General features: G+C 71.3%; 12 protein-coding genes. 2 read left to right on the top strand and 10 right to left on the bottom strand.

Annotated elements, in window-relative coordinates; all coding sequences use genetic code 11:
- Positions 1–17: 17 nt before the first annotated feature.
- The 6 genes from secY to AB0C96_RS00830 form a co-directional block, all read right to left on the bottom strand.
- Positions 18–1,325 carry a preprotein translocase subunit SecY gene (secY, locus tag AB0C96_RS00855; RefSeq protein WP_362912239.1) on the bottom strand — a complete coding sequence of 436 codons (1,308 nt, stop codon included), beginning with the start codon at positions 1,323–1,325 and terminating at the stop codon, positions 18–20.
- A 703-nt stretch (positions 1,326–2,028) separates the two neighbouring features.
- Positions 2,029–2,532 (bottom strand): SigE family RNA polymerase sigma factor, encoded by a 504-nt coding sequence (locus AB0C96_RS00850; protein ID WP_362912237.1) that lies wholly within the window; start codon positions 2,530–2,532, stop codon positions 2,029–2,031.
- A gap of 326 nt (positions 2,533–2,858) precedes the next feature.
- Positions 2,859–4,010 carry a lipase gene (locus tag AB0C96_RS00845; protein WP_362912235.1) on the bottom strand — a complete coding sequence of 384 codons (1,152 nt, stop codon included), beginning with the start codon at positions 4,008–4,010 and terminating at the stop codon, positions 2,859–2,861.
- A gap of 145 nt (positions 4,011–4,155) precedes the next feature.
- Positions 4,156–6,495: a transglycosylase domain-containing protein gene (locus AB0C96_RS00840; RefSeq protein WP_362912233.1), complete on the bottom strand. Its 2,340-nt coding sequence runs from the start codon at positions 6,493–6,495 to the stop codon at positions 4,156–4,158.
- A 33-nt stretch (positions 6,496–6,528) separates the two neighbouring features.
- Positions 6,529–8,955 (bottom strand): glycosyltransferase, encoded by a 2,427-nt coding sequence (locus AB0C96_RS00835; protein ID WP_362912231.1) that lies wholly within the window; start codon positions 8,953–8,955, stop codon positions 6,529–6,531.
- Positions 8,956–8,969: 14 nt separating this feature from the next.
- A complete protein-coding gene (locus AB0C96_RS00830; protein ID WP_362912229.1) occupies positions 8,970–9,815 on the bottom strand; it encodes a hypothetical protein in 846 nt (281 codons plus the stop codon).
- Between the two features lie 293 nt (positions 9,816–10,108).
- On the opposite strand from AB0C96_RS00830, the gene AB0C96_RS00825 reads away from it, so the two are divergent.
- Both AB0C96_RS00825 and AB0C96_RS00820 read left to right on the top strand, forming a co-directional pair.
- The gene (locus AB0C96_RS00825) at positions 10,109–10,741 is read left to right on the top strand and encodes an RNA polymerase sigma factor (RefSeq protein ID WP_362912440.1); all 633 of its coding nucleotides are present in this window, start codon (positions 10,109–10,111) and stop codon (positions 10,739–10,741) included.
- A gap of 87 nt (positions 10,742–10,828) precedes the next feature.
- Positions 10,829–11,629 carry a hypothetical protein gene (locus AB0C96_RS00820; RefSeq protein WP_362912227.1) on the top strand — a complete coding sequence of 267 codons (801 nt, stop codon included), beginning with the start codon at positions 10,829–10,831 and terminating at the stop codon, positions 11,627–11,629.
- A 21-nt stretch (positions 11,630–11,650) separates the two neighbouring features.
- Here the strand turns inward: AB0C96_RS00820 and AB0C96_RS00815 are convergent, their stop codons facing one another.
- The 4 genes from AB0C96_RS00815 to AB0C96_RS00800 form a co-directional block, all read right to left on the bottom strand.
- Positions 11,651–12,763 carry an acyl-CoA dehydrogenase family protein gene (locus AB0C96_RS00815; RefSeq protein ID WP_362912225.1) on the bottom strand — a complete coding sequence of 371 codons (1,113 nt, stop codon included), beginning with the start codon at positions 12,761–12,763 and terminating at the stop codon, positions 11,651–11,653.
- Between the two features lie 149 nt (positions 12,764–12,912).
- Entirely contained in the window at positions 12,913–14,832 is a 1,920-nt protein-coding gene (locus AB0C96_RS00810; protein ID WP_362912438.1) for an ABC transporter ATP-binding protein, read from the bottom strand.
- Between the two features lie 199 nt (positions 14,833–15,031).
- Complete coding sequence (locus AB0C96_RS00805) at positions 15,032–15,205, bottom strand: hypothetical protein (RefSeq protein ID WP_362912223.1); 174 nt, start codon at positions 15,203–15,205, stop codon at positions 15,032–15,034.
- A gap of 222 nt (positions 15,206–15,427) precedes the next feature.
- Positions 15,428–16,921 carry an MFS transporter gene (locus tag AB0C96_RS00800; protein WP_362912221.1) on the bottom strand — a complete coding sequence of 498 codons (1,494 nt, stop codon included), beginning with the start codon at positions 16,919–16,921 and terminating at the stop codon, positions 15,428–15,430.
- Positions 16,922–16,954 lie beyond the last annotated feature (33 nt).

The following is a 16,954-nucleotide window of genomic DNA, read 5'->3' as shown; positions in this document are numbered from 1 at the left end:
CGCTGGCGGCTCTCGCATCAGCGGAGGAACCCTTCGTAGTTGCGCTGTTGAAGCTGGCTCTCGATCTGCTTCACGGTCTCCAAGCCCACACTCACGATGATGAGGATGCTCGTCCCGCCGAACGGGAAGTTCTGGTTCGCGTCGAACAGCACCAACTCCATTGTGGGTACGAGCGCGATCAGCCCCAGGTACAGCGAGCCCGGCCACGTGATCCGGTTGAGCACGTAGCTGAGGTACTCGGCCGTCGGGCGACCGGCCCGGATGCCCGGGATGAAGCCACCGTGCTTCTTCATGTTGTCGGCGACTTCTTCGGGGTTGAAGCTGATGGCGACGTAGAAGAAGGCGAAGAACACGATCAACGTGACGTACGCGGCGATGTAAACGGGGCTGTCTCCCTTGGTGAAGTTGGTGGCGATCCAGGTCGCCCATGCCGCCTTCGATCCGCTGAACTGTGCGATGAGCGTCGGGATGGAGAGCAGCGATGACGCGAAGATGACGGGAATCACACCGGCCTGGTTCACCTTGAGCGGGATGTACGTGGACGTACCGCCGTAGGACCGGCGACCGATCATCCGCTTCGCGTACTGCACCGGGATGCGCCGCTGGGCCTGCTCGACGAAGACCACCAGGGCGACCATCGTCAGGCCCACCAGGATCACCGCGAAGAACTCGATCCAGCCGCCGGCGAGCGTTCCCTGGAGCTTGACCTGCCACAGCGCGCCCGGGAAGCGGGCGGCGATCGAGATGAACATCAGGATCGACATGCCGTTGCCGATACCGCGGTCGGTGACCAGCTCACCGAGCCACATGGTCAGGCAGGTGCCGGCGGTCATCGTGATCACCATCGTGATGGTGGTGAAGACCGAGTCGTCGGGCACGATCTGGCGCGTGCAGCCCTGGAAGAGCGAACCGGCGCGGGCCGCGGTTACCAGGGCGGTGCCCTCCAGGGCGGCGAGCGCCACGGTCAGATAGCGGGTGTACTGGGTGATCTTCGCCTGGCCGGACTGACCTTCCTTTTTCAAGGCCTCCAGTCGGGGGATGACCACGGTCAGCAGCTGGAGGATGATGCTCGCCGTGATGTACGGCATGATCCCCAGCGCGAAGATCGTGATCTGTAGCAGCGCTCCACCGCTGAACATGTTCACCAGGCCGAACAACCCGCTGTCGGCGTGGGTCCGCTTCATGCAGAACTCGACGTTCGCGTAGCTCACCCCTGGGACCGGGATGTGCGTTCCGATCTGGTAGAGCACGACGATGCCCAATGTGAACAGCAGCTTCTTGCGCAGGTCGGGCGTCTTGAACGCTCGGGCGAACGCGGTGAGCACAGTGCCTCCTGCGCCTCCCGCCACTTTCAGGGCCGGGAGACGACGGTCTTGAGGATCAACGAATACGTAGCGGCTGTACGGCGCGGAGCTCGCCCGCACGGCGGGTTCCGAGGCAGCACCCCGTGGCCGGCTTGGTTGCCCAGGGCGCGGTGCGCGCGCAAACGAAGTCGCCGTCTCCCTCTCGCCCGGGCGTACGGACACCGGGCTGCTTCCTTACACACCCATCGGGACCGCCTGAACGCGGCCAGGGCGTTACCTGACGGTCGAGGTTCGTGTCGGCGTCGGAACCGGCTCGGCGGTTGAGGGACCGTACGGCATCGGCACGGGGCCGGTAGTCGAGGCGCAGGTCGGCATCGGAACCGGCCGGGTGGTTGACGTGCAGGTCGGCAGCGGCGCCTTCGTGGCACCGGGCGCGGGGCGGGGTGTCGACGGCATCGGGACCGACTCGGCGGGGGTGCCGGGGCGGCGCTGAGGGCCGGTGGGGCCGTCCTGAGCGAAGGAGCTCGGCAGGACCATCAGTCCGACTCCGAGTCCGGCAACGGTCAGCACGGATCCGGTGGCCGTCCAGGCCGCTCGAGCCCGCCGGCGTGCGCGAACGCCGGCGTGCAGTCGGTCGCGGTGCCGGTCCTCATAGAGCGTGTCCTCCTGGCTGTCGCGCATCATCCGCGCCAGCTCCTGCTCGAAGTGATCCATAGCTCCCTCTTCACTCCACCGGCTCTGCCTCAGCCAGAAGCTGACGCAGCCGTGCAACGCCGCGGGTCGTCAGTGAACGGGCGGTACCCACTGGACAGCCCAGTGCCTCCGCGACATCCCGCTCGGGCAGGTCCTGGTAGTAGCGCAGCACCACCGCAGCCCGCTGCCGCGCCGGCAGCAACGCCAACACGGCCTCCAAACGGGTCTGCTCGTCCACGGCGGCGGTCTCGTCGGCCACCTCGGGCGGGTCGGGCAGCTGGTCCACAGGGTGCTCGCCCCACCAGCGACGCCGTGCCGAGCGAGCCGCAGCACGGGCCAGGACCCTGCGCACATACGCCTCGGGCGCCTCCTTGGCCACCTTCGGCCAGGCAAACCACAGTTTGACCAGCGCTTCCTGCAACAGATCCTCGGCCCGGTGCCGGTCTCCACCGGTGAACAGCCGCGCCAGGTGAAGCAACGCCGACCACCGAGCCGCCACGAACCGGTCGAACTCATCGGCCCGCAACTGCCCCATCAGCGCCCCCCTCACCTCAACACGCCCCTACACCCTGAATAAAGGCACTGGCCCCTGCCCCGCTATGCACCTCCGGCAAGTGACATGGCTCACTAGGAGGGGGCTCTCCACCGGGCAGGTGGAGAGCCCCCTCATCGATCGCCCGTCGCCGTACTTGTCGGGGCCTTTCGCCCTGTCCACCGCCTGTGGACACTCCGCGCCCGTTGCAGGCGCGGAGCCTTCGCTCGGCGGCCCCGGTCGTTCAGCGAACCCTGTCGTTCAGCGACCCCTGTCGTTCAGTGGCCCCTGTCGTTCAGCGGCCCCGGTCGCTCAGCGGCACCTGTCGTTCAGTGGAAGGGGCCGTGGTTCGCGAAGGCGTGGGTGGCGAAGCGCTTGCCCATGCGGCGGTATGCGGCGGCGGTGGGGTGAAGGCCGTCGGTCAGGTCATGCACCTCGTCGGGGCCGAGCAGCTCGCGTCCGTCGAGATGGTGGAGGTGGGGGTCGCGGGCCCGCCGGGCCGCCACGATCCGGGCCAGCTCGGCGCGGACCACCGACAACGACAGCGCCCCGCCGGCCACATCGGTCGGGTCGCCCAGGGCTGTGATCTTCCCGTCCGGGCCCGTCGCGGTCGGGCCGGGAGTCTCCTCGAGCGCCGGACAGCTCACCGGGGACATCAGCAGCAGCGGCGTGTCCGGGTGCCCGTCCCGGATCGTGTCCAGGAATCCGTGCACCGCCGGGCCGAACGTCCGCAGCCGGAAGGCGGCCAGGCTCACGATGTTGATGCCCACCTTGAGGCTGATCAGGTCGGCGGGCATATCGCGGATCGTCCGGGCGACATACGGGTCCAGCACTGCGTTGCCCGCCTGGCTGAGGTTGATCACCTCCACGCCTCCGAGTGCGGCCGCCACCACCGGCCAGGTGCCGGTGGGGCCGTCGGCCTCGATGCAGTGGCTGAGGGAACTGCCGTGGTGCACCCAGCGGCGCCGGCCGTCCGGCAACGGCGGCAGCACCTCGCCGTCGGCCCTCAGCGCCACCAGTTCCGTGGGGGTCTGCTGCGGCAGCCACAGCTCGACGGTCTTCATGCCCGTCGGCAACCCGGTGAACCGTACGGTGCTCGGCTCGCCAGGGATCGTTCGCTGCACGGCCCCAGGGCCCGCCATCCGCACCACATTGCCCAGCGGTGCTTGCCGACGGCCGGCCGGGGCGCCGTCCACCAGAAGTTCCAGCATCCCGGTGGGGCGGGGCCGGGGGTCGGTGTCGAGCTGCCCTGTGGAGGTGAGTACGTCGAACTCCACCTCACGCGCATCCGTGCGGAACACCAGTCGCACCCCCGAAGGCATCAGGGTCACCCCGTAGACCGACGGGTCCTGATACTGCTCCTTGGTCCACGCGGGCAATCGGCGCGGCATCACCCCCGCCGGCGTCGTCTCCAGGTCCAGCGCACCCCGTAACTCCACCGGTCCGCCCATCAGCGGCACCGCCCGCATCGCCATCGTCATCGCTCCCGCCCCAGGTCAACGCTCTCAGGCCAACGCTCTCAGGTCCGGATGCGTGTAGGCACCCGCGAGTTCGCCACCACCCTGGCACACCGGCGCTCCGTGCGACTCGAACGGGCCGCTCGTGTTCACTCGTGTTCGCTCGTGGTCAACGGCACTTGTGGTGGCGGCACTTGGGGCTCGTTGTCGGAACGCCGGGGGTGGGGGTGGCAGTGGCGCCCGGCCTCTTGCCGGTCCGGCCCGTCCTGCCGGTCTTGTCGGTCTTGCCGCCGTTCTTGTCGGGGGTGGCGGACGGGGAGGGTGTGGGGGCGCCCGGCTCGTCGGTGCCGTGGCCGAGGGGGGCGGGGGCGGGGAAGGGGGTGTCGGGGAGGCCGGCGAGGGCGTCGGTCATGTACTGGGTCCAGATGTCGGTGGGGATGTCGCCGCCGAACACCTTCTGGAGGCCGCCGACGCCCACCAGGGATTGCAGCTGGGGGTGGGTCGCGTCCTCGCGGAAGAGGACCACGGAGGTGGCCAGTTGGGGGGTGTAGCCGACGAACCAGGCCGAGCGGTAGTCGTCGGTGGTACCGGTCTTGCCCGCGGCCGTCCTGCCGAGGGCCTTGGCCTTGGTGCCGGTGCCCCGGGCTATCACGCCCCGGAGGACGTCGGTCACGTTGTCGGCGACGGCTGCCGGCAGCGCCCGTACGGGGGTGGGGGCGGTGAAGCCGGGCAGTGCGGAGCCGTTGTGGGTCACCTTGGTCACCGAGTAGGGGGTGGCCCGCATCCCGGAGGCGGCGAAGGTCGAGTAGGCGCCTGCCATGCGAATGGCGCTCGGTGTCGAGGTACCGATGTAGAAGCCGGCGCTGGGGGCGGCGAGGCTGCCGGGGCGCAGGCCGAGGGTCTGCGCCGTCCTCGCCACGTTCTGGTAGCCGATGTCCTCCCCCAGTTGCACATACGGCGTGTTGACCGACTGCTCCATCGCCTTGCGCAGAGAGATGTAGCCCCAGCGCCGGGGGGTGTCGTTGTGCTGGTGGAGGAGGCCGGTGGGGTCCTTGTCGTCGGTGACGTAGTCGCCCTGCCGGTCCTTGATCTTGATGCCGTCGTCACCGTTGAACTTGCTGGCCGGGGTGATCGGCGCCGGGGGCTTGCCGGGTTGCAGTACGGCCTGGTGCTGGAGCGCGGCGGCGAGCACGATGGGCTTGAACGTCGAGCCCACCGGGACGCCGGAGGTGTCGGCGTTGTCCGAGTAGTGGGAGTGGGCGTAGCCGGGGCCGCCGTAGACGGCGAGGATCCGGCCGGTCGTGGGGTCGACCGAGGCGGCTCCGACCTGGACGTCCCGGTCGACCGACCGGTGGGCGGGGTCGAGGCGTTCCGCACGGACCTTGGCGACGGCCCTGGCCAGTGCCGCGGTCCGTTTCCGGTCGAAGGTGGTGTGTATCTGATAGCCGCCCCTGCTCAGGCTGCTGTCGGTGATGCTCGGGTCGTGTGCCTGGGCGTACGACCGGGCGAGCTGGACCAGGTAGCCGGTCTGGCCCGGGAGACCCGAACCGAGGGTCCACTTCTTGGGTGCCGGGAATCCCGCGGCCGCGTACCGTGCCCGCTGCCCCGGCGTCATCCTGCCGATCTTCACCATCCGGTCGAGCACCCAGGACCAGCGTGCCTTCGCCGTCGCCTTGGCCGTGGGGTCGGAGTCCGCGTGCTGGAAGAGGCTCGGCTCGTTGACCGCTGCGGCGAGGAAGGCTCCCTGGCTCGCGTTGAGCTTCTGCACCGGAAGGCCGTAGTACATGCGGGACGCGGCCTGGATGCCGTTGGCCTGCCGGCCGAAGAAGCAGGTGTTCAGGTACCCCTGGAGGATCTGCTGCTTGCTCATGGCGGCGCCGATCTTGGTGGAGATCAGCAGTTCCTTCAGCTTCCGCGACACCGTCTGCGACTGGTCCAGGTAGGTGTTCTTGACGAACTGCTGGGTGATCGTCGACCCGGACTGCACGGAGTCGCCCTCGGCCATGTGGACGACGGCGCGGAGGATGCCTTGCGGGTCGATGCCCGGGTCGGTGTAGAAGGAGGCGTTCTCCGCGGCGATGAAGCCCCACCGCACGTCCGCGGGGACCTGCGAGAGCGGGATGTTCTGCCGGTTGACGCTGCCGTCGGTCGCCAGGACCGTGCCGTCCGACCAGTAGTAGACGTTGTTCTGGAGCAGTGTCGTGGGGTTGGGGTCGGGGATGGTGACCGTGGCGTAGGCATAGCCGACGGCCGCTGCCGTGCTGCCGAAGAGGAACAGGAAGAGCGCCAGCAGTTGGCGCTTCGACGGCAGCCAGCGGCGCAGGCCCGTCCTGCCCCGGTGCGGGTAGTCGATCCACCGTCTCTTCTCCGGCGCCGCTCTCCGTGCACGGCGTGACGTGCCCTCTCCGGTGGGCCGGTTCCGTGCGGCGCGGTTGCCGGTGGTGCGGACACCCTCGGCACGCGCGCCGCCGTTGGACTGCTGCGACGGTCGGCGGCGGTGTCCGCTCATGGGCTCGGATCACTGTCCTCTCGGTACGGATGCTCAGTACGACTGCGATGTCTCATGCGGTGCGGGCGGCCGGAAACCGTTGTGGGGTGGGGGCTGTTGAAGGCCGTCGTACGGTCCCAGCTGGTGGAAGGGGTCGTACGGTGCCTGCTGCGGCACGCTGTCGTAGGGCGCCTGCTGCGGCACACCGTTGTACGGCGTCTGCTGCGGCACGCCGTTGTACGGCGTCTGCTGCGGCGGCACGCCGTCGTACGGCGCCGAGTGCGTGGAGCCGGGAGCTGGCGGAGGCAGGTCCATTCCGGGCGCCTCCGCGGCCACCGGGGCCTGGAGGCTGCCGTACCGCTCCATCCGCTGCCATCTCAGGCGGGAGCCCGAAACGGCGGTGAAGACGGACTGGATCACCACCAGGTACATCAGCTGCCGGTAGACGAACTGCTGCAACGGCAGGCTCCACAGCGGGCCGGGCCGCTCCCCGTCCAGGCGGAACGCGTACAGGCCCATCAGAAACTGCAGCAGCAGGAAGGCCAGCCAGAGCCCGATGATCCGGACCGGGTCGAGGAAGAGCAGCCCGTACAGGGCGAAGACGTCCACGACGGGGGCGAGCAGGGGCAGCAGGACCTGGAAGAGGAGGAGGTAGACCAGGCCGCGGCGGCCGAGTTTCCCGGCGGCGCCGCGCTGCACCAAGGCGCCGCGGTGCTTCCACATCGCCTGGAGGGTGCCGTAGCACCAGCGGTACCGCTGCCGCCACAGGGCGTTCAGTGACGCGGGCGCCTCCGTCCAGGCCACCGCGCTCTCCTCGTAGACCACACGCCAGCCGGCGCGGCACAGCGCCATGGTGAGGTCGGTGTCCTCGGCGAGGGTGACGTCGCTGACGCCGTCGAGGGCGAGCAGCGCCCGGCGGCGGAACGCGCCGACCGCCCCCGGGACGGTCGGCATGCACTCGGCGAGGTCGAACAGGCGGCGGTCGAGGTTGAAGCCGACCACGTACTCGATGTGCTGCCAACGGCCCAGCAGGCCACCGCGGTTGACGACCTTGGCGTTGCCCGAGACGGCGCCCACCCGGGGGTCGGCGAAGGGCTGCACGATGGTGCGGACGGTGTCGGATTCGAAGACCGTGTCGCCGTCGACCATGACCACCAACTCGCATGAGGCGGCGGCGAGTCCCGTGTTGAGCGCGGCGGGCTTGCCCGCGTTCTGCTGCCGGATCACCCGCACCCCCGGCAGGTGGAGCGACTCCACCAGGTCGGCGGTGCCGTCGGTGGAACCGTCGTCCACCACGATGATCTCCACCGGATGGTCCGAGGCGAGCAGTGAGCGCACGGCCGCCTCGATCCCGGCACTCTCGTTGTACGCGGGGACGATGACGCTGACCGGTTCGGTCACCGGCGGCCCCCAGGACCGGCCGTGGCGCCCCGTCCGCAGCCGCCGGTGCCGGCGGGCCGCGATCAGCACGACCGCCGCGCGCAGCACGCTGATCGCGCCGGCCGCGAACATCAGCACGCCGAGCAGCCACACGGTCCAGTCGCCGGCCTGGAGCAGCTCGATGAGGGCCATGCCTTGCAGGTGGTCGCCGAGCCCGGCGCTCTGGACCGGCCCGGCCATGCCGACCGAGGCGCCGACCGTCGCGAACCGGAAGCCCTGCGCCTTGAGCCGTGGGATCAGGGCGCTCAGCGCGGCGACGGTCTGTGACCGGTCACCGCCGCCGTCGTGCATCAGCACGATCTGCCCGGCGTGGCCGCGGGGTGTGGCATGGGCGAGGATGCGGCCCACACCGGGGCGCTGCCAGTCCTCGGCGTCCTGTGTGGAGAGCGCCGTGACATAGCCCGCCCTGTCCGCCTGCTTGAGGACGGACCAGTCGGCATCGTCGAGCGCGTCGTTCTGCGAGGAGTACGGCGGCCTGAGCAGTGCGGTGGTGACCCCCGCGGCGCCGGCCACCGCCAGCTGCGTCTCCCGCAGCTCCAGGGAACGCTGCCAGGGGGCGAGCCGGGCCAGGTCGGGATGGGTGAAGGTGTGGACACCGATCTGGTGGCCCTCGGCGACGATCCGGCGGACCAGCTCCGGGTGGGCCACTACCTGGGTTCCGACGACGAAGAACGTCGCGTGCACATGGTTGCGGCGCAGTGCGTCCAGGATGCGCGGCGTCCAGACGGGGTCGGGGCCGTCGTCGAAGGTGAGTGCGACGGTGCGGTACTTGACCCGGGCGGTGTGCGCGGAGGTGGCGGCGTCCGCGATCACGGGGCCGCCGTGGGTCACCTGGCCGGGCACCGCCCCGTGCCGTCCCCGGGCACCGGTCACGGCGTCGGATGTGATCCCGAACATGTGGTGGGTGTAGCCCTGTAGCAAGAGGGCCGTCGACAGGGTCACCGCGAGCACGCTCAGCAGGAGCCAGTGGGCGCGGGGTGTGATCTGGCGGGTGCGGCCGTGGCGGCGGGCGGGAGCGTTGCGGTGTCGGCGGTCGGTCACGTCGGGGCCTTGGATCACTTCACGCGCTTGTGGGACGAGCCGAGGCCGCGTCCCCTGGAGGAGGGGGCAGAGGTGGCGGTCGGGGTCGGGGCGGCGGTCGTGGTGGGCGCAGCCGTGGGCCGGGAGGGGGCCGTGGGGGCGGTGGAGGATGCCGAGCGGTCGGTGGGGCCGGAGGCCTCTCGCGCCGCGGTGGGGCTCGTGCTCCGCGCCGGGTGTCCGGCGTCGGACGAGGAGGACGAGGAGTCGGGTGCGGTCGCCGTGGGCGTGGCCGAGTGCGCGGAGTCCGCGTGCGGGACGAACGGGGAGCTGATGCTGGGGCCGCCCAGCATCGTGCTGATCAGCACGGCGACATAGCCGCCGGCCGGGATCACCAGCAGCCGGGCGGCGCGGAGCACGCGGCGCTGGCGTCGCCCCGAGGAATCGACGAAGACGGGCCGCGCCGACTCGCTCTGGGACGTGTCAGGTTCCGGCACGGGGTGGCCGGGTGCGCCGTCGAACACCGGGAGCTGGTGCGTGTCGAGTACCGCGAGCTGCGCCGTGTCCAACACCGGGTGCTGCTCCGTCTCGAACACCGGGTGCTGCTCTGCGAGGACGTCACCGTGCGGGAATTCCCACGCCGTCGTGGTCTGCTCCGTCGGGTGCGTCCACTGCACGGGCGGTACCCCGTCCCAGGGCGGCGAGGTCGTGTCGGTGGTGACGCCCCCTCGGTACTCGCGGCCATGGGCGTACTCGTGGCCGTACTGGTGGTCGTATGTGTACGCGCGGTCGTGGGCGTACACGTGGCCATGCGCATAGGTGTGGCCGGCGCCGGCGTAGGGCTCCTCGCCGTACCCCGGTCCGCTTCCGTCTGTCCACCGCACTGGTCGTGTCCCCTGTCCTGGCCGACCGACGCGGTCGCCCGCAGGGAAAGAGCGCGGGCGGCCGGAAGTGTTACACCTGGCCCGCACAGGACGGATGAAGTCTCCGGAAAGGGGCGATCCAGGTTATTCAGGCGAAGAGTGAGCACATGCGGCGCGACGACGGCGTGAAGGACCACTGGCCGCTGTGACACTTCCGTGCGGGCGGACGCTGTTCCTCATGGGCCGTCGATGCGACCGGAGGCGCGGCCGGCGACACGGACTCGACTATGAACCCGGTGCGAACGAGGACAGTTTTGGGCCAGGTAGGGCAACCCCGGCGCGCACGGACGTACGACGGGGAACTGGGCGCCGCGGTCACGCGGGCCCAGGACGGCGACGAGGCCGCCTTCGCGGTGGCCTATCGGATCGTGCAACCGGGCCTACTCGGCTATCTGCACGGGCTGGTCGGCAACGACGCGGAGGACGTGGCCTCCGACGCCTGGCTGGAGATAGCCCGCGACCTCGGACGTTTCAAGGGGGACGGGGCGGGGTTCCGCGGCTGGACCGCGACCATCGCCCGGCACCGGGCCCTGGACCATCTGCGCCGCCAGCGCGTCCGGCCCCGGGCCGGCGGGACCGAACAGGACCTGCTGCACCTGCCCGGACCGCACGACACCCATGACCAGGCCCTGGAGTCCCTCTCCACCGAGCAGGCCCTGGAACTGGTCCGCGGGCTGCCGCGGGACCAGGCCGAGGCGGTGCTCCTGCGGGTCGTGGTGGGTCTGGACGGTCCCGCCGCCGCACGCGTCCTCGGCAAGCGTCCGGGAGCGGTGCGCACGGCCGCCCACCGGGGCCTGAAACGTCTCGCCCGCCAGCTGGGCGTCGGCGGCGGGGCGGACGAGGGTGTGACGGATGGGGCCTCCCGAACGCTGGGGAAGTCGACATGAACGACGAGGGCGACAGTGGGCGGCCAGATGGTGCCGCGACCCGGCACCTCGACGCATCGAAACGGTCGGACAGAAACGGAAGCAGACATGGGTGAACAGCTGAGCGGCGACGGAGCTCCGGTCCGTCACCGGTATGGGCACCCTGACGGCACCGTGTCCGGCCCGGGGGACGCGCATGACTCCGCCGCGCTGGAGACGGCGCTGGGCGCCGCCATACGCGCGGACCGCCTCGATCCCGAGGCCGAGCAGCGGGCCCTGGCCGCCTTCCGGGCCGCCGCCCACAGCGCGGGCGCGCGCCGGGCACGTACCCGGCGCCGGGACGACTGGCGGCCGCGCGAGGAGCGGAGTGTCCGGCGCCCGGTGCGGCTGACGCTCGGCGTGGCGTTCGCCAGCCTCACCCTGGGCGGTGTCGCGGTCGCGGCCATCGGTTCGGCAGGCTCGTCCGGCGACGGTGCCGGCACCGGCCGGGGGACCGCGCACCCCTCCGTGGTCGCCCCGGACCAGCCGGGCGGTACGGCCTCCCCGAAGCCGTCCGGCCGCACCGGCCCCACGGACCGCCCCTCCCCCGCCCAGGACACCGAGGCCCACTGCCGCGCCTACAAGCGGGTCGAAGGGCGTGGCAGAGCACTCGACGCGACGGCCTGGCAGCGGCTCGTCACGGCGGCCGGCGGAAAGGACAAGGTCGCCGCGTACTGCTCCGAGCTGCTGGCGCGGGCGACGGCCGGCACGGACAGCCCCGGCAAGGGTGCCGCGAGCGCCGGCAACGGCACAGCGGGGAACACCGGCGGCGCCGGCAACGGCACGCCCGACACCGACCCCGGCGGCACGCACCACGCGACCGGGAACGGCCGGGCGGGCGAGGGGAAGGGCAGCGGGAAGCACCCGTAGCCCCGCGCCCTCCGCAGAGCTTCAGGTGTCGTCTCCGGCCAGTTCCCGTTCGCCGATCCGGGAGAGCAGGATGTCGTTGGGGGTGCCGATGATCGGTAGTGCCAGGGCGTCCCGGTAGTGGCGGCCCAAGGCGTTCAGGGTCCCGGCGTAGGCGGCTCCCCCGCACAGTACGGAGGCCGCGCGGACGAGCTCCTGGAGGGCCGAGGTGCAGAAGACCTTCGCCGCGCCCGGTGTGAGCGGAGGGCGCTGCTCGGTGAGGCACTGCCAGACCGCGTGCATCGCCGATCGCTGGGTGGACAGCTCGCCCATCCGCAGTCCGATGGCGCCCCGGGCCTCCGGCGAGCGGTGGTGGGCCGTCTCCCGTACGAAGCGCAGTGCGCTTTCGTAGACGGCGTCGGCGGAGCCCAGTGCACGGGCGACGTAGCTGGTGACGTCGTAGGTGCGCAGCGCGTCGGTGAGGTCGTGTTCCGGGCCGCCGATCACCTCCGTCTTCGGGTCGAACGCGTAGTCCCGGTAGGTGACTTCGGCCAGTGACACCCCGAGCATGCCCGGGCGCGGGAGCTCGGCTCCGATGTCGATACCCGGCCGGTGGGGATCCGTCAGGACGCCGACGGTGGCGTCGTCGGCGCGGGCGATGACCACGATCCGGTCCGCGTGCCGGGCGTTGGTCACCCAGCTCTTGTGCCCGTTCAGCCGGCCGGTGCCGTCGCTGATGTCGACCGTGGTCCGCACGGCCGCCGGGTCCCCCACTCCGCGTTCGTGGTAGGCACGCGCGAACACCTGCTCGCCGCGGGCCATGGGCGCCAGCCACGTTCGCTTCTGCTGTTCGGTCCCGTGCCGCAGCATCTGCTGGCAGAGCTTCAGGTGTGTGCCCACCAGTCCGGCCAGGGACTGCCATCCGCGTGCCAGTTCATAGCTGAGCTGGGCCACCTCCTGCGACGGGCGCCCGGAGCCGCCGTGTTCGACCGGCACGGTCGCCCCGAAGGCCCCCAGCTCCCGCAGCCGCTCCACCAGCACGTCCGGGTAGTCGTCCTCCGCGTGTGACGCCAGGTAGCTCTCCACGTCCTCGCGGACGAAGGCGCTGAGGCCGGACGCCCCTTGGCCCGCCCTGGCGGTCTCGTCACTGCTCCGCATCCGACCCTCCTCGTCGCAGGTGATGGAGGCATCGCCCGAGCAGTGAGCCCTCCAGACACACTGGACATGCAAACAAGGGGGCGAGTGGGTCGCACGGGATGTTCGGCCGGTCGGGTGACGGTGGGCTGCGCGCCGCGCGCCGGGGCGCGTCAGGCGCCTCCCGGCACCCAGGGGGGCGCCGCGCCGTTGCCGCTGATCGGTGCCGGTGCACGGCTCGGGTTCGGGTTCGGGTTCGGGTTCGGGTTGAGGTTCGGGTCGCCGGCGTATCCGCGCGCGGGCGTCTGTGCCAGGAACAGCCGCGTGTACAGGCCGTGGTGACCCAGCAGCTGGGCGTGGGTGCCGGATTCGACGAGGCGGCCCCGGTCCAGGACCAGGATGTGGTCGGCTTCCGCGGCGAGGTCGAGGTCGTGGGTGATGACGATGGTGGTGCGGCCCTCGGCGAGGCGGCGCAGTGGGGTGAGGATGCGCTGGGTGGCCAGGACGTCGAGGCCGGTGGTGGGCTCGTCGAGGACGAGTACCGGGGCGTCGCGCAGCACGGCGCGGGCGATGGCGACGCGCTGTAGTTGACCTCCGGAGAGGCGTGCGGTGCCCGGGGCGATGACGGTCTGGTAGCCGTCCGGGAGGGCGGAGATGAAGCCGTCGGCGTCGGCGGCCTGGGCGGCGCGTACGACCTCGTGGTGGGTGGCGCGGGAGTGGACGCGGCCGGAGGCGATGTTCTCCTCGACGGTGTCGTGCAGGACGAGGGTGTCCTGGGGCAACAGCGTGATGTTGCGGCGGACGTGGGCGAGCGGGAGGTGGTCCACCGGGACGTCGTCGAGGCGGACGCTGCCGGAGTCGGGGTCGTAGAAGCGCAACAGCAGCGCGGCCAGGGTGGACTTGCCGGCGCCGCTCGGGCCCGTGATGACGAGGAGTTGGCCGGGGACCGCGCTGAAGGACAGGTCCCGCAGGACGAGGGCGTCGGCGGGGCTGCCCGGGTAGTGGAAGTCGACGTGCCGGGCCTCCACTTCGCCCAGGGCGCGGTGGTGGTGCGGCGGGGCGACCAGGGAGGGCGGGGGGTCGCTGACGGCGGGGCGGGCGTCGAGGATCTCCAGCAGGCGCTCCGCGCCGGCGGTCGCCTCGGTGGCGGTGAGGCCGAGTTGGCCCAGTGAGCGGATCGGCGGGTAGAGGTAACCGATGAACGCGGCGAAGGCGAGCAGCTGGCCGAGCGTCATCCGTCCCGCGGAGATCTCCCATGCGCCGAGGCCGATGATCGTCAGTACGCAGAGGGTCTCCAGGAGTTCGACGACCTCTGTGTACAGCTGGTTGAGGCGGGCGCTGGTCACCGACGCCCTGAACCATTTGCGGGCCTGTCGGTCGAGCCGTTGTTCCTCGTCGTGCTGCCGGTTGTAGGCCTGTGTCAGCACGACGTTGACCAGGCCCTCCTCGACGACCGAGGTGATGGCGCCGTCGGCGGCGCGCTCCCGGCGGGAGACCTCTTTCACGCGGCTGGTGAAGCGGGTGGTGGCGAACCAGAACACCGGGGCCAGGATGAAGGTGACCAACGCCAGGTCCCAGCGCATCAGGAGGGCGGCGCCGGCGTAGAAGACGATGCCGAACGCGGCGGCGGCCAACTGGACGAGGCCGGTGACCACCATCGCCTCGATGGCGTCGACGTCTCCGGTCATCCGCTCGACCAGGTCGCCGCGGCGGTTGCGTTGGAAGAAGTGCGGCGGCAGCACCTGGAGATGGGCGAAGGTGCGGGCACGGAGCCGCATGACGAAGCGCTCGGCGGTCCAGGCCGCGAGCGAGTTGCCGAGATAGCCCACCACCGCGCCGACGACAGCGACGCCGAGCCAGAGGCCGGCCGGCTGCCAGAAGGCGTCGACCGAGCCCTTCTGTAGTGCGTGGTCGGTGAGTTGGGCGAAGAGGAGGATGGCCACGGTCTCGGCGAGCGCGGCGACGATGGCGCTCAGGCAGACCAGGAGGATCCAGCGCCGGTCACCGTGGGTCAGTGGCCAGAATCGGCGAAGGGCTTCCCGGATGCCCACCCGTCGGGTACGGATCGTGGGATCCGCCTGAGGACCCCACAGACTCCGGCCAACCGGCGTTTCCCCAGTGCCTTGTTGGGGCGCCGGCGACGCTTCGATGCGCGTCTGCCGCCGGCGTGAGCTGCGCAGATGCATGGTTGTCACGCCATATCGGGCTGCTCGGGGCCGAGGCCCGTGGGGCCTTAACCCGCAAGGCGGACCCGCGCGGGGCGCGAGCCAGCCTTGAGCTCAGAGCTTTGGGTCAGCGGTAGTAGCCGTAGCCGAAGAAGCCGCGCCCGAAGCGACGGCCATACCTGCCGAAGCGACCTCCGAATCGGCCGCCGTAGCGGCCACCGTAGCGACCTCCGCGGCCGCCTCCGCGGCCACCGTGGCCCCAGCCGCCCCAGCCGTGTGCGGGAAGGATGCGGAAGCTCATACCTGCCTCCTAGATCGGTTCCTTGGTGACGAGCCATATTTCCGGCTCCGTCAACTCCCAAGCTACGTCCACCACCTGCTCACCAACAAGGAAATATGCGTGAAAATTCAGACAAAAGAGCAAATTCTTCTCGTTCCGGCGGAGAGTTGCCGCAGATAACGCTCCGCATGCGGGGTTCGGCGGGGACCCCGCCGCCACGCGGACGGCCCCACCAGGCAACCGTCACCCTCCGTGGCCGGCACGGGACTTGACGGTCCGGTGTGCACATGAGCGGGTACGGAGAGGTGCGCGCATAAGAGCCGCGGCGAGGGCGGTGCCGACGAGGAGGACGGCGGCCAGCCAGCAGGCGTACCCTGCGCCGCGCAGTGCGGCCTCGGGGGTCGGCGCACCGGTGGTCGTCGCGCGCAGGAAGACCGTGCCCAGCAGGGCGGTGCCGAGCGTGCCGCCCAGTTGCTGGGCGGCGTTGAGCAGGCCGGCCGCGGAGCCGGTCTCGTGCGGGCGGACCCGGCGCAGTGCGGTGGTGAAGAACGGGACCGCGAACAGCCCCTGCCCCAGCCCGCCGGCCGCCAGTGCGGGGAGCAGCGGCCACGGGTAGGACGTGGCCGGCCCGGCGGCATAGACCACGGCCGCGGCCAGCGCGCCGGCCAGCAGCGCGGCGAGCCCGGCGAACATCACCCGTGAGCCGTGGCGCGGGACCAGCCGGGCACCGGCGATCCAGGACGACAGCGCCATCGCGCACGACCACGGCAGCAGGGTGAGACCGGCGGACCGGACATCGGTGTGCGGCCCCAGCTGGAGCTGCAACACGATGACCAGCATCAGGCCGTTGATCACCGCGAAGAACAGCAGCGAGGCGGCCAGCGCGGCCGGAAAACCGCGATCCCGGAAGAGGCCCGCCTCGACCAGCGCACTGCGGCCCCGGGCGCTGCGGCGGCGCTGGTGCGCCCCGAACCCGGCCAGGACGGCGAGGCCCGCGACCAGGGCGCCCCAGGCCCGGGGCGAGCCGGACCCGAGGTCGCCCTCGATGAGCGGGTGGACGACCAGTCCGGTGCCGAGGACGGCCAGCACCGTACCGGTGAGGTCGAGGCGCGGCCGCCGGTCGGAGCGGTCCTCCGGCAGCAGGGGAGCCGCGGCGAGGACGCCGACGCCGAGCGGGGCGTTGACGAGGAAGACCGCCCGCCAGGAGGAGCCGAGCAGATCGGCGTGGGTCAGCACGCCGGCGAGTACCGGCCCGCAGACCGCGGCCAGGCCCATCACCGGGCCGATGCTGCCCATGGCCCTGGCCAGTTCGTCGCCGTCGAACATGCTCCGGATCAGGCCGATGGTCTGCGGGATGACCAGCGCCGCCGCGGCGCCCTGGACGGCCCGCGCGGCGATCAGTACGGCGGGCGAGCCGGCCAGCGCGCAGACCAGCGAGGCCAGCACGAACCCGGCAACCCCGATCCGGAAGGTCCGGCGGCGCCCGACGATGTCGCCGAGCCGGCCGCCGGTGATCAGCAGGACCGCGAACGGCAGCGTGTAGGCGGCGCCGAACCACTGGATGTCGGAGGCCGGCCCGCCCAGATCGGCGTGGATCACGGGCGCGGCGACCGTCATGATCGTGGCGTCGAGCAGGTTCATCGCCTCGGCGATCAGCAGCGTTGCCAGGGCGGCCCAGCGGCGGGGGTGCGGCGGGGCGGACGGCCTCGGGACGGGGGTCGGCGCGGTGTGCGGCACGGGTGCTCCCTTCAGCACGTTCGGGTGGGACGT

It is taken from the genome of Streptomyces sp. NPDC048506 (genome assembly GCF_040651315.1).
Lineage (GTDB): Bacteria > Actinomycetota > Actinomycetes > Streptomycetales > Streptomycetaceae > Streptomyces.
Note: the sequence above shows the minus strand (reverse complement) of the source record. Positions and strands in the feature narration are given on the sequence as shown.

What these genes read in the sequence shown, in the direction of transcription:
- AB0C96_RS00850 (WP_362912237.1), bottom strand. Translation starts at nt 2,532, where the DNA reads ATGGGGCAGTTGCGGGCCGATGAGTTCGACCGGTTCGTGGCGGCTCGG.
- AB0C96_RS00845 (WP_362912235.1), bottom strand. Translation starts at nt 4,010, where the DNA reads ATGACGATGGCGATGCGGGCGGTGCCGCTGATGGGCGGACCGGTGGAG.
- AB0C96_RS00840 (WP_362912233.1), bottom strand. Translation starts at nt 6,495, where the DNA reads ATGAGCGGACACCGCCGCCGACCGTCGCAGCAGTCCAACGGCGGCGCG.
- AB0C96_RS00820 (WP_362912227.1), top strand. Translation starts at nt 10,829, where the DNA reads ATGGGTGAACAGCTGAGCGGCGACGGAGCTCCGGTCCGTCACCGGTAT.
- AB0C96_RS00815 (WP_362912225.1), bottom strand. Translation starts at nt 12,763, where the DNA reads ATGCGGAGCAGTGACGAGACCGCCAGGGCGGGCCAAGGGGCGTCCGGC.
- AB0C96_RS00805 (WP_362912223.1), bottom strand. Translation starts at nt 15,205, where the DNA reads ATGAGCTTCCGCATCCTTCCCGCACACGGCTGGGGCGGCTGGGGCCAC.